The organism is Pseudonocardia hydrocarbonoxydans, from assembly GCF_006539565.1.
GTDB lineage: Bacteria > Actinomycetota > Actinomycetes > Mycobacteriales > Pseudonocardiaceae > Pseudonocardia > Pseudonocardia hydrocarbonoxydans.
In genome coordinates this window covers 1-14,963 of the sequence record NZ_BJNG01000037.1, presented here as the reverse complement: position 1 = coordinate 14,963, position 14,963 = coordinate 1, and the positions used below count along the sequence as shown (strand labels likewise).

12 protein-coding genes are annotated in these 14,963 nt (G+C 75.3%); 8 read left to right on the top strand and 4 right to left on the bottom strand.

Annotated features, from left to right (window positions below):
• Positions 1 to 24: 24 nt before the first annotated feature.
• The 3 genes from PHY01_RS20070 to PHY01_RS20060 are packed head-to-tail and all read left to right on the top strand — an operon-like array spanning position 25 to position 1,697.
• Positions 25 to 489 carry a DUF1707 SHOCT-like domain-containing protein gene (locus PHY01_RS20070; protein WP_246086025.1) on the top strand — a complete coding sequence of 155 codons (465 nt, stop codon included), beginning with the start codon at positions 25 to 27 and terminating at the stop codon, positions 487 to 489.
• 24 nt (positions 490 to 513) lie between these two features.
• Positions 514 to 1,263: a UPF0158 family protein gene (locus tag PHY01_RS20065; protein ID WP_141280670.1), complete on the top strand. Its 750-nt coding sequence runs from the start codon at positions 514 to 516 to the stop codon at positions 1,261 to 1,263.
• Entirely contained in the window at positions 1,260 to 1,697 is a 438-nt protein-coding gene (locus tag PHY01_RS20060) for a hypothetical protein (protein ID WP_141280668.1), read from the top strand. Before PHY01_RS20065 ends, PHY01_RS20060 begins: the two co-directional genes overlap by 4 nt.
• Before the next feature lie 6 nt (positions 1,698 to 1,703).
• Here the strand turns inward: PHY01_RS20060 and leuS are convergent, their stop codons facing one another.
• Positions 1,704 to 4,532 (bottom strand): leucine--tRNA ligase, encoded by a 2,829-nt coding sequence (gene leuS / locus PHY01_RS20055; protein ID WP_141280666.1) that lies wholly within the window; start codon positions 4,530 to 4,532, stop codon positions 1,704 to 1,706.
• A gap of 185 nt (positions 4,533 to 4,717) precedes the next feature.
• On the opposite strand from leuS, the gene PHY01_RS20050 reads away from it, so the two are divergent.
• Entirely contained in the window at positions 4,718 to 5,158 is a 441-nt protein-coding gene (locus PHY01_RS20050) for an SdpI family protein (protein WP_141280663.1), read from the top strand.
• Here PHY01_RS20050 and PHY01_RS20045 read toward each other — a convergent pair.
• Together PHY01_RS20045 and PHY01_RS20040 are read right to left on the bottom strand one after the other, a co-directional pair.
• Positions 5,127 to 5,624 carry a DUF427 domain-containing protein gene (locus tag PHY01_RS20045; protein WP_141280661.1) on the bottom strand — a complete coding sequence of 166 codons (498 nt, stop codon included), beginning with the start codon at positions 5,622 to 5,624 and terminating at the stop codon, positions 5,127 to 5,129. The two genes, PHY01_RS20050 and PHY01_RS20045, sit on opposite strands and share 32 nt — an antisense overlap.
• Before the next feature lie 171 nt (positions 5,625 to 5,795).
• Positions 5,796 to 6,383 (bottom strand): YqgE/AlgH family protein, encoded by a 588-nt coding sequence (locus tag PHY01_RS20040; protein WP_281283679.1) that lies wholly within the window; start codon positions 6,381 to 6,383, stop codon positions 5,796 to 5,798.
• Positions 6,384 to 6,425: 42 nt separating this feature from the next.
• On the opposite strand from PHY01_RS20040, the gene PHY01_RS20035 reads away from it, so the two are divergent.
• Positions 6,426 to 7,715 carry an MFS transporter gene (locus PHY01_RS20035; RefSeq protein WP_246086024.1) on the top strand — a complete coding sequence of 430 codons (1,290 nt, stop codon included), beginning with the start codon at positions 6,426 to 6,428 and terminating at the stop codon, positions 7,713 to 7,715.
• 21 nt (positions 7,716 to 7,736) lie between these two features.
• Here the strand turns inward: PHY01_RS20035 and PHY01_RS20030 are convergent, their stop codons facing one another.
• Entirely contained in the window at positions 7,737 to 9,170 is a 1,434-nt protein-coding gene (locus PHY01_RS20030; RefSeq protein ID WP_141280659.1) for a CCA tRNA nucleotidyltransferase, read from the bottom strand.
• Between the two features lie 95 nt (positions 9,171 to 9,265).
• Between PHY01_RS20030 and PHY01_RS20025 the strand changes: the two genes are divergently transcribed.
• The 3 genes from PHY01_RS20025 to murJ all read left to right on the top strand — a co-directional run bounded on the left by PHY01_RS20025 (position 9,266) and on the right by murJ (position 14,789).
• On the top strand, positions 9,266 to 9,760 hold the full coding sequence (locus PHY01_RS20025) for an NUDIX hydrolase (protein ID WP_141280657.1): 495 nt from the start codon (positions 9,266 to 9,268) through the stop codon (positions 9,758 to 9,760).
• Positions 9,757 to 12,396 carry a DUF6049 family protein gene (locus tag PHY01_RS20020; RefSeq protein WP_141280655.1) on the top strand — a complete coding sequence of 880 codons (2,640 nt, stop codon included), beginning with the start codon at positions 9,757 to 9,759 and terminating at the stop codon, positions 12,394 to 12,396. The genes PHY01_RS20025 and PHY01_RS20020 overlap by 4 nt, the downstream gene beginning before the upstream one ends.
• 818 nt (positions 12,397 to 13,214) lie before the next feature.
• Entirely contained in the window at positions 13,215 to 14,789 is a 1,575-nt protein-coding gene (gene murJ, locus PHY01_RS20015) for a murein biosynthesis integral membrane protein MurJ (protein ID WP_246086023.1), read from the top strand.
• Positions 14,790 to 14,963: the final 174 nt, after the last annotated feature.

The following is a 14,963-nucleotide window of genomic DNA, read 5'->3' as shown; positions in this document are numbered from 1 at the left end:
CCCGGCGCGCCTACCCTGGCTGCCGTGAGCGGGGACATCGAACGGGCCCAGAAGGATCTGGCGCAGACGGAACGGGCCCAGAAGGATCGGGCGCAGCTGCGGGCCTCGGACGCCGACCGGGCCGCGGTGGCGCAGCGGCTGCAGCACGCCGTCGACGAGGGCAGGCTCGACCTGACCGACTTCGACGAGCGCCTGCGCGACGCCTACGCCGCCCGCACCTACGGCGAGCTGGAGAAGCTCGTCGCCGACCTGCCGGCCCCCGCCCCCGCCGCGCCCGCGGTCCCCGACCGCGGGGCCGTCGAGAAGGCCGAGTGGTACGACGAGTGGCGCTCCTGGGGCGGCACCGCGATCGTGCTGATCACCATCTGGGGCATCACGTCCGTCGCCTCGGGCACCCTGCTGTTCTTCTGGCCGATGTTCCCGCTCGGCATCTGGGGCGCGATTCTGCTCGCTTCGGCGCTCGGAGGCCGTTCGCAGGGGTCGTGCTGAGCCCCGCGGCGGTACCGTTGACGGATGCTCGATCCGGCGTCGGTTGATATCGACGAGCTGTACGCGGCCCTCGAGGACCGCACGGCCGGCGTCTCCTGGTGGATCGACCCCGAGTCCGGCGCGATCACCTCGCACCTGGCCGACGTCGGCGGCCCGAAGCCCACGGGCGTGCGGATCCGGCGCACCGAGTCGCGCGAGAGCTACCAGGACATGGCGCAGTTCGTCGCCGCCGTGCACCACCGCCGGGCGGCCGACCTGCTCGACCGCGCGATCAGTGGTCCGGGTGCGTTCCGCCGCTTCAAGGACACCCTGTTCGAGTTCCCCGAGCTGCGCGACCAGTGGTTCCGCTACCGGGGCGCCCGCGGGCGGCGCCGCGCCGTGCACTGGCTCGCCGACGTCGACCTGATCACCCGCGCCGACGCCGAGCGCCTCGCGAGCACCTTCCCGGATCCGACGGCGGGCGACGAGGACCTGCCCGCCGCCGTCGCCGTCGACCTCGGGATGCTCTACGGCGACCGGCTGGAGCAGGTGCTGGTGTTCGGGTCGTGGGTGCGCGGCGAGGGCCCCGGGGAGTCCGACCTGCAGCTCGCCGTGGTGCTGGCCGACCTGCGTTCGCCGTGGGAGGAGCTGCACCGGATGGACGAGGTGCTGTGGCGGCACACCGAGCGGTCCGGGCTGACCGTGACCGCGGTGCCGGTCAGCGCCGCCGACCTGGCCGCGCCGGGCACGTCGTTGCTGGCGCGGGTCGCGGCCGAGGCACGGGTGGTCGCATGACCCCCGGGACGGGTGTCGCGCGGGCGCGCGACGAGCTGTTCGCCGCGCACCTGCTCGGCACCACCGGGTTCGCGGCGCAGACCGTGGCGCTCGCGTTCCGGGCCGCGCTCGCCGCCGCCGAGGCCGCACTGCTGGAGCTGGGTCGCGCGCCCGGGCCCGAGCCGGCCGCGGTCGTCACCGCGTTCGTGCGGCACGTCGTCCGCGAACGCGGGCTCGACGCGGAGGCGGGCCGCCTGCTGCGCTCGCTGCACAACCGCGCCGAGGTCGCCCACGCCGACGGCACGGTGCCCACCGCGGAGGGCCCCAACGCGATCAAGGACGCCACCGCGGTCGTCGACACCGTCGAGGCCTGGCTCACGCACTCCGACTTCGTCGCGATCGCCCGCGGCACCCCCGGCGCCCCAAAGCCGAAGCCGCCGCGCAGGCGCCGCTGACCGGCGTCAGACGACGACGTTCACCAGGCGCCCGGGCACGACGATCAGCTTGCGCGGGTCCTTGCCCCCCAGCGCCGCCGCCACCTTCTCGTCGGCCAGCGCCGCCGCCTCGACCTCGGCCGGGGTGGCGTCGGCGGCGACGGTGACCCGGGAGCGCACCTTGCCGTTGACCTGGATCGGGTACTCGACGGTGTCAGCCACCAGGTAGCGCTCGTCGGCCACCGGGAACGGCGCGTAGGCCAGCGTCTCCGGATGCCCCAGCCGCGACCACAGCTCCTCGGCGACGTGCGGCGTCAGCGGCGCCATCATCAGGACCAGCGCCTCGGCCACCGACCGCGGTACGGCGGTGCCGGACCTGGTCAGGTGGTTGTTCAGCTCGATCAGCTTCGCCGCGGCGGTGTTGTAGTGCAGCGCCCGGTAGTCGGTGTGCACCCCGGCGATCGCCTTGTGCAGGGCGCGCAGCGTGTCGACGTCCGGCTCGGTGTCGACGACCCGGGTCTCACCGGTGTGCTCGTCGACCAGGTTGCGCCACACCCGCTGCAGGAACCGCTGCGAGCCGACGACGTCGCGCGTCGACCACGGCCGTGACACGTCCATCGGGCCGGTGGACATCTCGTAGAGCCGGAACGTGTCGGCGCCGTATCGCTCGCACATCTCGTCGGGCGTCACCACGTTCTTCAGCGACTTGCCCATCTTCCCGTACTCACGCCGCACGGGTTCGTTGTTCCACGTGAAACCACCCTCGGCCGCCTCCACGACCTCCTCGGCGGGCACGTAGGTGCCGCGGGCGTCGGTGTAGGCGAAGGCCTGGATGTAGCCCTGGTTGAACAGCCGCCGGAACGGCTCCTCGGAGCTCAGGTGGCCCAGGTCGTACAGCACCTTGTGCCAGAAGCGGGCGTACAGCAGGTGCAGGACGGCGTGCTCGACGCCGCCGACGTACAGGTCGACACCGCCCGGGTCGCCGGGCTTCGACGGGTCGGCGCCCAGCCAGTACTTCTCGATGTCGGGGTCGACGAACCGCTCGGTGTTGTCGGGGTCCAGGTAGCGCAGGTGGTACCAGCAGGAGCCGGCCCACTGCGGCATCGTGTTGGTCTCCCGGCGGTAGCTCGCCGTGCCGTCGCCCAGGTCCAGCTCGGCGACGACCCACTCCTCGTTGCGCGACAGCGGCGGCTCCGGCTCGGTATCGGCCGCGTCGGCGTCGTAGGTCTTGGGGGAGTAGTCGTCGATCTCCGGCAGCTCGACGGGCAGCTCGGAGTCGGGCAGCCCGACCGGCAGGCCGTCGGCGTCCCAGACGATCGGGAACGGCTCGCCCCAGTAGCGCTGGCGGGAGAACAGCCAGTCGCGCAGCTTGTACTGGGTGACCGCCTCGCCGTCGCCGCGCGCCACCAGCCAGTCGGTGATCGCGCGCTTGGCCTCGGTGACGCCCAGCCCGTCCAGGCTGATCTCCTCGTTCGCCGAGTTGATCGCCGGGCCGTCGCCGGTGAACGCCTCGCCCTCCCAGTCACCCGGGTCGACGGTGCGCACGATCGGCAGCCCGAACGCCGCGGCGAAGTCCCAGTCGCGCTGGTCCTGGCCGGGCACGGCCATGATCGCGCCGGTGCCGTAGCCCATCAGCACGTAGTCGGCGACGAAGACCGGGATCTCCCGGCCGTTCACCGGGTTGACGGCGTACGCGCCCGTGAACACGCCGGTCTTCTGCTTGTTCTCCTGGCGGTCCAGATCGGTCTTGCGCCCGGCCTCGAACCGGTAGTCCTCGACGGCCAGCGCGGGGGTGGAGGAACCGCCGGTCCAGCGCTCGTCGGTGCCCTCGGGCCACTCCAGCGGCGTCAGGCTCGACACCAGGGGGTGCTCGGGCGCCAGGACCATGTAGGTAGCGCCGAACAGGGTGTCGGGACGGGTCGTGAAGACCTCGATGTCGGCGAGTGCGCCGCTGCCGGTGGCCGTGGCGAACCGGACGACGGCTCCCTCGGAGCGGCCGATCCAGTTGCGCTGCATGGCCTTGACGGAGTCGGGCCAGTCCAGGCGGTCCAGGTCGGCGACCAGGCGGTCGGAGTACGCGGTGATCCGCATCATCCACTGCTTCAGGCTGCGCCGGAACACCGGGAAGTTGCCGCGCTCGCTGCGGCCGTCGGCGGTGACCTCCTCGTTGGCCAGCACCGTGCCCAGCCCGGGACACCAGTTCACCGGCGCCTCGGAGATGTAGGCCAGCCGGTGGCCGTCGATCACCTGGCGCTGCTCGACGCGCGACAGCTCCGCCCACGGCCCGCGCCGACCGGCGGCGTACTCGGCCTCCAGCTCGGCGATCGGGCGCGCCCGCTGCTGCTCCGGGTCGTACCAGGCGTTGTAGATCTGCAGGAAGATCCACTGCGTCCACCGGTAGAACTCGACGTCGGTGGTCGCCACCGAGCGCCGGTCGTCGTGGGCCAGGCCCAGCTGGCGCAGCTGCTCCTTGTAGCGCCGGATGTTGGCCTCGGTGGTGGTGCGCGGGTGAGTGCCCGTCTGCACGGCGTACTGCTCGGCGGGCAGCCCGAAGGAGTCGAAGCCCATCGTGTGCAGCACCGTGCGGCCGTTCATCCGCAGGTAACGGCCCAGGACGTCGGTGCCGATGAAGCCCAGCGGGTGCCCGACGTGCAGCCCCGACCCGGACGGGTACGGGAACATGTCCATCAGGTAGACCTTCTCGCCCGCGTCCGGCCCGGGACGACTCGGCGTGTGGAAGGTGCCCTCGCGCTCCCAGCGGTCCTGCCAGCGGCGCTCGATCTCGGTGGCCAGCGCGGCGCCGTAGCGGAACGGCGGGGCGTCGGTGTCGACGGCGGTGCTGGTGTCGGTGCTCATGTCCATCCCGGAGTGTTCGTGTCTGGCCCGGAAAGCAGACGACCCCTCCGCCATGAGGCAGGAGGGGTCACCGCGCCGGGGTCGTGTTCAGACCGGCGCGGCCTCGAGAAGAAGGCGACGGGCCACTCGTCCAGGGTAGCGCCGGGGCCGTCCGGGCCGCGATCGGGTTGACCTACGCTGGTCCCGTGCCCCTCGTGCCCCGCCTGGTCGTCGCCGCGCTGCTCGTGCTCGTCGGCCTGGCGCTGCTCGCCGTCGCGGTGCTGGGCGCCCGCGGGCGGCTCCCACGCAACCGCCGCCTCGGCGTCCGCACCGCCGAGACCCTCGCCTCCGACGCCGCGTTCGTCCTGGCCAACAGGGTCGCCGCGGCGCCGGTCGGGGCCGCGGGGGCGGTCGGCGTCGCCGGTGGGGCGGTGCTGGCCGCGGGCCCCGCCGGGGCGGTGTCGGTGGTCGTCCTCGCCGTGACGCTCGTCGGCGTGCTGGTGCTCGGCGCGTTCGGCGGGATGGTGGGTCAGCGGGCCGCCGCGGCGCTGCCGGAACCGGCCCCCGCGTGCGCCGGGGTGTGCGCGGGCTGTGAGCTCGTGGCCGGCTGCCGGCCTACCAGCCCCACGAGCCCGGACCTCCCTTGAACGGCCCCACCACCTCCGGGGTCACCCAGCCGCCGTAGAAGCCGCCGGGCTGGGGCTGCACGGGCACGCCGTCGAGCGTGATCGCGTCGAACGGCGCCGCGTAGACGGCCACCCGGTCGAGCAGCTCCGGGTAGCGGCGGTCGGGCTCGGGGTACCACCAGCCGACCTCGCGCAGCGGCTCCGCGCCGGGGACCACCACGTCGACGTAGCGGGCGACGCCCTTCCACTCGCAGAACGTGGTCTTCTCGACCGGCCGGAGATACTCCCCGAACGCGATGCGCGGCAGGTAGAAGGTCGGCGGGTGGCTGGTCTCCAGCACGCGGACCAGGTCGGTGGTGTCGGCGACGACCACGCCGCCGTAGCGGAGCACGGCGCGGCGGTGGTCGGCCTCGGCGCGGGGTGGGCGGGGGTAGTCCCAGACGGACTCCTGGCCGGGGCCCGGGGTGTCGGGGCGGGGGCGGGGCATGCGTCCATCCTGACGCGGCGCCGACGCCCCCGCGCGGCGGCGTGGCGGCGTGGCCGGTTGCAGTGGGGTGGCTTTACTTCAACCGAGTTGCAGTGAAGCCACCCCACTGCGACACCGGACGGGCGCGGCGGGGCGGGCGCGGCGGGGCCGCGGTTGGTCGGGCGGGGCGGGTCAGTTGTGCCGGACGTCGGCCGGGAAGGTGGCCAGCAGCGCCACCGGCATGCCCTGGCGCCGCAGCACCCGCGACCACAGCTGCGGGCCCTGACCGGCCACCACGTCGTCGGGCAGGGCAGGGACGACGATCCAGTCGCCGCGGTCGATCTCCCCGGCGAGCTGGCGGGCGTCCCATCCGGAGTACCCGGCGAACACGCGCAGACCTCGCAGGTGGGGGGCCAGGGCGGTCGGGTCGGTGTCGAGGTCGACCAGCGCCACCGGGCCACGGACGGCGACCAGCCCGTCGACGGCCTCGGCGGAGCGCCCGGCGCGCAGCGTCGCCAGGCACAGCGCGGTCTCGGACTCCACCGGGCCGCCGACGAACACCGCGGGCGGCGCCGAGGACAGCGTCGCCCAGCGCGGGAGCACGTCGGCGACGGTGACCTCGCTCGGCCGGTTCAGCACCACGCCGAGGCTGCCCTGCTGGCGGTGCTCGATGACGTAGACGACGGTGCGCGCGAAGTTGGGGTCGGTCAGCCCGGGGGCGGCGACGAGCAGCATCCCGGGCGCGATGCCCGTCGGGTCCGGGGAGCGCTCGTCCACCACGGCCCCATCGTCGCACCCTCCGCCGGTGCGTAGCCTTCCCCCGTGCCGACGCCCCCCGCCGAGGACCGGCTCGGCCTCGCCGGGCTCGTCGCCACCGCCGGCTACGCCCGCCTGCTGGGCCTGCGGTTCGCGGCGCAGTGGGGCGACGGGATGTTCCAGGCCGCGCTCGGCGGCGCGCTGCTGTTCAACCCCGAACGCCAGGCCGACCCGCTCGCCGTCGCCGCGGGCCTCGCGGTGCTGCTGCTGCCGTACTCGCTGATCGGGCCGTTCGCGGGCACCCTCCTCGACCGCTGGGACCGCCGCCAGGTCCTGCTGTTCGCCAACCTGCTGCGCGGCGCGCTGGTGCTCGTCGTCGCCGGGGTGGTGCTGGGCGGGGTCACCGGGCCCGGCCTGTACGTGGCCGCGCTGTCGGTGGCCGGGGTGGCGCGGTTCGTGCTGGCCGGGCTGTCGACGGCCCTGCCGCACGTGGTGCCGCGCCGCCACCTCGTGGAGGCCAACACCCTCGCCGTCACCGCGGGCGCCGCGGTCTCCGCCCTGGGCGGGGTGAGCGCGGTCGGCCTGCGCGCCCTGTTCGGCGCCGACGACGCCGGCTCGGCCGCCACCGTCGCCGTCGCGGTGCTCGGGTCGGTGCTGGCCGCGGTGCTCGCCGCCGGTTTCCGGAAGCGGCAGCTGGGCCCGGACGGCACCGACGACTCCCGCACCACCGCGCGTGCGGTCGCCACGGGTTTCGTCGACGGCGCGCGGGCGGTCGCGGGCACCCCGTCGGTCGCCGCGTCCTTCGCCGCCCTCGCCGCGCACCGGCTGGCGTTCGGCGTCAACACGCTCACGACGCTGCTGCTGTTCCGCTACGCCTTCACCGACCAGGGCGTCCTGCGGGCCGGGTTCGCCGGGCTGGGGGAGGCGGTGGTGCTGGCCGCGGCCGGGCTGGGCGTCGCCGCGCTGGTGACGCCGTGGCTGGTGCACCACGTCGGCCGGGCGCGGACGGTGCGGCTGGCCCTGCTCGTCGCCACAGTCACCCAGCTCGCCCTCGCCGCGCTGCTCAGCCTGCCCGCCGTCATGGCGGCGGCGTTCGTGATCGGGATGACCGGGCAGGTGGTGAAGCTGTGCACCGACGCCGCGGTGCAGGGCGAGGCGGGCGACGGCGTGCTGGGCCGGGTGTTCGCGCTCTACGACATCGTGTTCAACGTCGGCTACGTCATCGCCGTCGCCGTGACGGCCCTGCTCAGCCCGCCCGACGGCCGCTCGCCCGCCCTGCTGGCCGGGGCCGCGCTGCTCTACGTGGTGGGCCTGCTGGTGCACGACCGGCAGCTGCGCCGGGCCCCCCGCCCCTGAACTGCAGGAACTCGGACCGCCTCAGACGGACTGCTGCTCCGCCGCCCACCGCCGCAGCTCGGCCTCGGCCTCGTCGCGCGTCAGCGGGCCCTGCTCCATCCGCACCGCCAGCAGGTGCTTGTACGCCCGGCCCACCGCCGGACCGGCCGGGATGCCGAGGATCTCCATGATCGCGTTGCCGTCGAGGTCGGGACGGATGGAGTCGAGCTGCTCCTGCTCGCGCAGGGCGGCGATCCGCTCCTCCAGCCCGTCGTAACTGCGCTGCAGGGCGGCGGCGCGACGGCGGTTGCGGGTGGTGCAGTCCGACCGCACGAGCCGGTGCAGCCGATCCAGCAGGGGACCCGCGTCGGTGACGTAGCGGCGCACGGCGGAGTCGGTCCAGGTGCCGCCCGAGTAGCCGTGGAAGCGCAGGTGCAGGAACACCAGCTGGGCCACCTCGTCGATCACCGCACGCGGGTACCGCAGCTCGCGCAGCCGCTTGCGGGTCATCTTGGCCCCGACGACCTCGTGGTGGTGGAAGCTGACGCGCCCGTCGGCCTCCTTGCGCCGGGTGGCGGGCTTGCCGATGTCGTGCAGCAGCGCGGCCAGGCGCAGGACGAGGTCGGGGCCGTCGGTCTCGCGCTCGATCGCCTGCTCGAGCACCACCAGCGAGTGGACGTAGACGTCCTTGTGCTGCATGTGCTCGTCGACGGCCAGGCGCATCGCGGGCACCTCGGGCAGCACGATCTCGGCCAGCCCGGTGTCGACGAGCAGCTCGATCGCCCGTCGCGGGTGCGCACCGAGCAGCAGCTTGGACAGCTCGGTCTGCACCCGCTCGGCGGTGATCCGCGACAGCTCGCCCGCCATCGCCGTCATGGCCGCGACGACCCGGGGCGCGGGGGTGAGGCCGAGCTGGGAGACGAACCGCGCGGCGCGCAGCATCCGCAGCGGGTCGTCGGAGAACGACTCCTCCGGCGTGGCCGGGGTGTCGAGGGTGCCGGCGTGCAGCGCGGCGAGCCCGGAGTGCGGGTCGACGAACGTGCGCGTGCCGGTCAGCTCGACGGCCATCGCGTTGACGGAGAAGTCGCGGCGCACCAGGTCCTCGTCGATCGACTCGCCGAACGCGACCACCGGGTTGCGGGTGACGCCGTCGTAGCTGTCGGCGCGGAACGTCGTGATCTCCACGATGTGGCCGTGGCGGCGCGCCCCGACGGTGCCGAACGCGATCCCGGTGTCCCACACCGCGTCGGCCCAGCCGGACAGCGCGGCCAGCACGTCCTGCGGCCGGGCGTCGGTGGTGAAGTCGAGATCGCTGACCCCCCGGCCCAACAGGGCGTCGCGGACGCTGCCGCCGACCAGGTACAGCCGGTGACCGGCCGCGGCGAACCGCTCGGCCAGCTCGTCGGCCACCGGCGGGATCGGCACGAGGTCCACGAGCGCATTGTGCTGGGCGCGCAGCAGGTCGGTGGGAGGCACGACCGGTCAGTCTAGGGGCCGCCCCGGGGGCGCGTGCCGGGATACCGGCCAGCGCGTCACCGGTGCGGTCGCGATCGGCTCGTTACCATCGCCACATGTCCACATCCCGCGGTCGCTCGGGTGGGCGCCGCGCGGGTGGCCCACCGGACCGGAGACGCCGGCTGCGCACCGTCGACGAGACGTCCGCGGGCGGTCTCGTCGTCGACCACGCCTCCGGCACCGCCGCCGTCATCGGCCGCCTCGACCGGCGCGGCCGGTTGCTCTGGTCGCTGCCCAAGGGGCACATCGAGGCCGGTGAGACCGCGGAGCAGGCGGCGGTGCGCGAGGTCGAGGAGGAGACCGGCATCATCGGCTCCGTGGTCGCACCCCTGGGCACCATCGACTTCTGGTTCGTCGCCGAGGACCGTCGCGTCCACAAGACCGTGCACCACTTCCTCATGCGCGCGCTGGGCGGCGAGCTGTCCGACTCCGACGTCGAGGTCTCCGAGGTGGCGTGGGTGCCGCTGCGGGAGCTCGAGTCGCGGCTGGCCTACGCCGACGAACGGCGGCTGATCCGGCGCGCCACCGAACTGCTGGAGGACTCCGCGTGAAGCCGGTCGCGGCTCTGGTCGCGATCATCGTCGTGCTGCTCACCGGCGCCGCCACCGGCGCGGCGTCCGCGGCACCGCGCGAGCCTGCCCCGCCGGCCGCCGCCCCGCTGACGCTGCGGCTCGACGAGCTCGCGCCGCGCGTCGTCACCGCGGACGGTCCGACCGTGCTCACCGTCACCGGCACCCTGACCAACACCGGCGACGAGACCGTCTCCGACATCGGGGTCCGGCTGCAGCGCGGCCGGCCGCTCACCACCGAGGGGGCCGTCCGCGACGCGCTCGGCGGCAGCGCCCCGACCGACGCCATCGCCCCGGAGTTCCAGGAGCTGCCCGACGCCCTGCAGGTGGGGGAGCAGGTGCCCGTCCGGCTGACGGTGCCGCTGAGCGGCGCCCCCGAGACGACACTCGCCCTGCGGACGGGCGGGGTCTACGAGCTGCTGGTCAACGTCAACGGCGTCCCCGGCGACGGCGACCGCGCCCGGCTCGCCGCCGTGCGCATGCTGCTGCCGGTGGTCGGGCTGCCCGACCTCGACGGCACGGCGACGACCGACGCCCCACCCCCGGCCGCCACACCGTTCTCGCTGCTCTACCCGGTCGTCGACGTCCCGCGGCGGCTGGCGACGGTCCCCGGCGAACCGGTGCAGCTCACCGACGACACCCTGGCCGACTCCTTCGCCCCGGGCGGACGGCTCGGCGGGCTCGTGGCGGCGCTCGCCGAGGCGGCCCCGGCCGGATCGCCGGTGCGCACCGCCACCTGCGTCGTCGCCGACGCCGACCTGTTGCAGACCGCGCAGCAGATGAGCCAGGGCTACCAGGTGCGCGGCCCCGACGGCGGGCTCGTCCCGGGACGCGGCGCCGAGGCCGCGGGGGCCTGGCTCGCCGCGTTCGCCGCCGCCGCGCGCGGCATGTGCGTGCTCGCCCTCCCGTTCGCCGACGCCGACGTCGTCGCGCTCACCCGCGGCGACCTCGCCGCCAAGGCGGTCACCGCCGTCACCGCGGGGCGGGACCTGGTCACCGACCTGCTCGGCACCCCGGTGCTGCCCGCCACCGCCTGGCCCGCCGACGGCGTCGTCGACGAGCCGGGGCTGGCCACCCTGACCGAGGCCGGGGTGAGCTCGCTGGTGCTCTCCGCCGACGGGCTCGACCTGCCCTCCAGTGCCGACCCCGTCGGGACGCTGCCGGTCGCCACCGCCGGACCGGCCACCACCGCGGTCGTCACCGACCCGCTGGTCACGCTCGCCGCCGGGGGCGCCTCCACGGCGACCGCGGTGCCGACGGGGCGGGGCGGGGCGGCCGCCGTCACCCCGGCCGGTGGCCCGCTCGCCGGGCAGGACGTGCTCGGCGCCGTCGCGTTCCGGGCCACCGAGGACGCCCCGGCAGGCGGCCCGCTGGTGATCGCGCCGCCGCGCGGCTGGGCGGCCGACGGGGCGGGCGGCCGCGGGCTGCTGGAGGGGCTCGGCACGCTGGTCGCCGACGGCCTGCTCACCGCCCGCGGTCTCGGTTCGACGCTCACGACCCCCACCGACACGACGGAGCGGGAGCTCGTCTACCCGGTCGACGCCGGCGCGCGCGAGGTCGCCCCCGCCGCCGTCGACGCCATCCGACCGGCGCTCGACGACATCGCCGACCTCGCCTCCTCCGTCGTCGACGACCAGCTCGGTCTCGCCCCCGCCGAGGTCCTCGACCCCCTGCGCCTCGGGGCCGTCCGGCCGGCATCGTCGTCGTGGCGGGGCACCCCCGGGCTCGCGTCGGACGCGGCCGCCGCACTGGCCGGCCGGATCGGGGACCTGCGCGGGACCGTCGAGGTGCTCGAACCCCCGAGCCCGTTCTCCCTGGGGACCTCCACCTCGCCGCTGCTGCTGACGGTGGCGAACGGGCTGCCGGTGACGGTGCGGGTGCGCGTGGAGGTCTCCAGCACCACCGGGCTGCGGGTCGCCCCGATCCCGGACGTCGACGTCCCCCCGTTCGGACGGCGGCAGATCCAGGCGAGCGCGGAGGTGCAGCGCTCCGGCGTGTTCACCGTCGACGCCTCGGTCCGGACCGTCGACGGCGGCCTGCTCGGCACGCCGAGCCGCCTGCAGGTGCGGTCCACCGCCTACGGCACCATCACCCTGTGGCTGACGGGAACCGCGGGGGTGCTGCTCGTGGTGCTGGCGGCACGCCGGATCCTGCGACGGGTCCGCAGCGAACCGGGCCGGAGCACCCCCCGCCCGCCCCGCCCGGGCTCCCCGGAGAGCCTGCCGGACACGGCGGAGACGGTGGTGCTGGCGGACCGGCTCCTGGCGCCGGTCGACGCCCGGACGCAACCGGTGCCGGCCCGGCCCCGGCGCACGGCTCCACCGGACGGCCCGCCCCCGAACCGGCTCCCGAACCCGCCTCCGGGAGCCGCCACGCCGGTGGACACGACGCCCACCCGCGCGGCGCCGGCGAACGCGACGTCGACGACCGGTCCTCCGGCGTCGAGCGGACCGATCCCGGCTGGCCCGCCCACTGGCCGGAACCGACCCGCGCCGTCCGCCCGGTCCGGACCGTCCGAGCCTCCACCCCGGCGACCGGACTTCCCCGGTCGGACGCCGGTGGTGCCCGCCCCGCAGCCCCCCGGTCGCCCGCCGGTCCGTCCGCCGGGGTCCCGATAGAGCCCGGTGGGCCGGACGGGGCCCCGTACCCCGACGACCCGTACCCCGACGACCGCCGCCCCGACGAGACCGCCCGCCCCGACGCGCCGCGGGGTCCCCGCACGCCCGGTCCGCCGCCCGCGGGCGCTGCGGCGCCGCCGCCGGTGGAACGCCGCCCCGGTGGCCCGGTCCCGCCCGGCGGGGCCGCACCGCGCCCCGGCGCGCCGCCCCACACCGGACCCCCGCATCCCGGGCCCCCACAGCCCGGACCACCCCCGTACGGCACCCCGCGCGGCGCCGCACCCCCACCCGGACGCCCGCACGCCGACCGGCCCCCGCCGCCCGGACGCACACCACCCGGCCCGGTCCCACCCGGCGGGCCGGGGCACGCCCCGGGCCCCTCCGGCCGTCCCCAGCCCGGCCGTCCCCCGTCGGGTCCCCCCGCGCACCCACCGGCCGGGCGCCCCCCGCACCCCGCCGGTCACCCCCAGCCCGGCGGTCCACCTCCCGGTGGGCACCCCGGGGGCCCGCACCGGTTCCGCGCGGACGGGCACCCGCCCGTCGCCGGGCCGGGTGGGCCCGACCCGCGCGGGCCGATCCGCCGACCGCAGGGCCCCCCGCCCGGGCTGCCCGGCGTCCCGCCCCCGTGGGCCGACTCGCGCCGCCCCGGCGCCCCGCGGCCCGACCCGATCGGCGAGCAGCCGACCGGGATCATCCGCCCGCGCTACGCGCCGCCCCCGTCGTCGGACGAGATCACGCAGATCTTCGCGCCGGTCACCGACGCCGAGCCCGCTCCGTCGCTCGGACGGTCCAGCAGCCTGATCGCGGTCGCCAGCCTGGTGTCGCGGGTCACCGGGTTCCTGCGCCAGATCGTGCTGATCGGTGTGCTCGGACTTGGGCTGGTCAACAGCTCGTACACGGTCGCGAACACTCTGCCCAACATCGTCTACGAGCTCCTCATCGGCGGCGTACTGTCAAGCGTCCTGGTCCCGCTGCTGGTTCGAGCCCAGACCGAGGACGCCGACGGCGGCGAGACCTACACCCGCCGGCTGTTGACCCTGGCCGGCTCGGCCCTCCTGCTGGGCACCCTTGTGGCGATGGCAGCAGCCCCGCTGATCATCCGGGCTTACGTCAGCCCCTCGTCCGATGCCGCGGCCTCGCCCCTGACCATGGCGTTCGCCTACCTACTGCTGCCCCAGATCTTCTTCTACGGCCTGGGCGCGCTACTCGGAGCCATCCTCAACAGTCGCGGTGTGTTCGGCCCGTTCGCGTGGGCCCCCGTCCTCAACAACGTCGTGGTACTCGTCGTTCTCGGGGTCTTCGCGCTGATGCCGGGCGAGATCAGCGTCGACCCCGTGCGGATGGGAGAACCCAAGCTCCTGGTCCTGGGCATCGGCACCACGCTGGGAATCGTCGTACAGGCAGCCGTGCTGATCCCGGCGATATCCCGCATCGGGTTCCGCTACCGCCCGATCTGGGGCTGGGACCGCCGCCTCACCGAGACCGGCGGGCTTGCACTATGGGTCGTCGGCTATGTCCTGATCGGCCAGATCGGCCTGGCGATCACCATCAGGATCGCATTCGGCGCCTCGGCGTCCGGACCTGCGACGTACACGTACGCCTGGCTGCTGCTCCAGGTCCCCTACGGCATCCTCGGCGTCTCGCTGCTCACCGCGCTGATGCCGCGGATGAGCCGCGCCGCGGCCGAGGGCCGCACCGCCGACGTGGTGTCCGACCTGGCGCTGGGCAGCCGCCTCTCCGCGGTGTTCCTGCTGCCGATCTCGGCCCTGATCACGGTGTTCGGCACGTCGATCGCGCTGGCGCTGTTCGCCTGGGACCCCGACAACGTGCCCGGTGCCCAGGTGCTCGGCGGCGCGCTGGCCGTCTCCGCGTTCGGCCTGCTGCCCTACGCCATCACGATGCTGCAGCTGCGGGTGTTCTACGCACTGGCCGACAGCCGGACCCCGACGCTGGTGCAGGTGTTCACCGTCGGCGTCAAGATCCCGATGCTTCTGCTGGCCGGGGTGGCGCTGCCGCCGGAGCAGGTCGTGCTCGGCCTGTCCGCCGCCAACAGCGCCTCGTTCGTGTTCGGGGCGGTGCTCGGGCAGGTCCTGCTGCGGCGGCGCCTGGGCCGGCTGCCGACCCTGGAGGTGCTGGGCAGCATGGCGTCGGTCACGGTCGCCTCCCTGCTCGGCACGCTCGTCGCGTTCGGGGTCGTGACGGTGCTGCCGCTGCCCGCAGGCTGGCCCGCCCCCGCCACGGCGTGGACGTCGCTGGTCGTCGCTCTGCTCGTCGCCGCACCCGCCACGCTGGCCGCGATGCGGCTGCTCAGGGTCCGCGAGGTCGACGGCCTGTTCACCCGGATGTCACGCCTCGCCGGGCGCCGGATTCCTCGTCATGGGACCCGCGGCTGACGTAGGCTGTGCCCGGGGCGGAACGGCCGATCATGGTCCGGGGAGGTACGTGGTGAGCGAGCTCGCGAGCCGCCCGTCGCTGCCCAGTGAGCCCCCCGGCCTCATCCCCGTCCAGGCCGGCCCGGCCGACCGCGACGACGTCCCGACGTCCGGTCCCGGCGCCCTGCTCGCCGG

Bases quoted from the DNA above. Each gene is read 5' to 3' on its own strand.
- PHY01_RS20065 (WP_141280670.1), top strand. From the start codon at position 514: ATGCTCGATCCGGCGTCGGTTGATATCGACGAGCTGTACGCGGCCCTC.
- PHY01_RS20060 (WP_141280668.1), top strand. From the start codon at position 1,260: ATGACCCCCGGGACGGGTGTCGCGCGGGCGCGCGACGAGCTGTTCGCC.
- leuS (WP_141280666.1), bottom strand. From the start codon at position 4,532: ATGAGCACCGACACCAGCACCGCCGTCGACACCGACGCCCCGCCGTTC.
- PHY01_RS20045 (WP_141280661.1), bottom strand. From the start codon at position 5,624: ATGCCCCGCCCCCGCCCCGACACCCCGGGCCCCGGCCAGGAGTCCGTC.
- PHY01_RS20025 (WP_141280657.1), top strand. From the start codon at position 9,266: ATGTCCACATCCCGCGGTCGCTCGGGTGGGCGCCGCGCGGGTGGCCCA.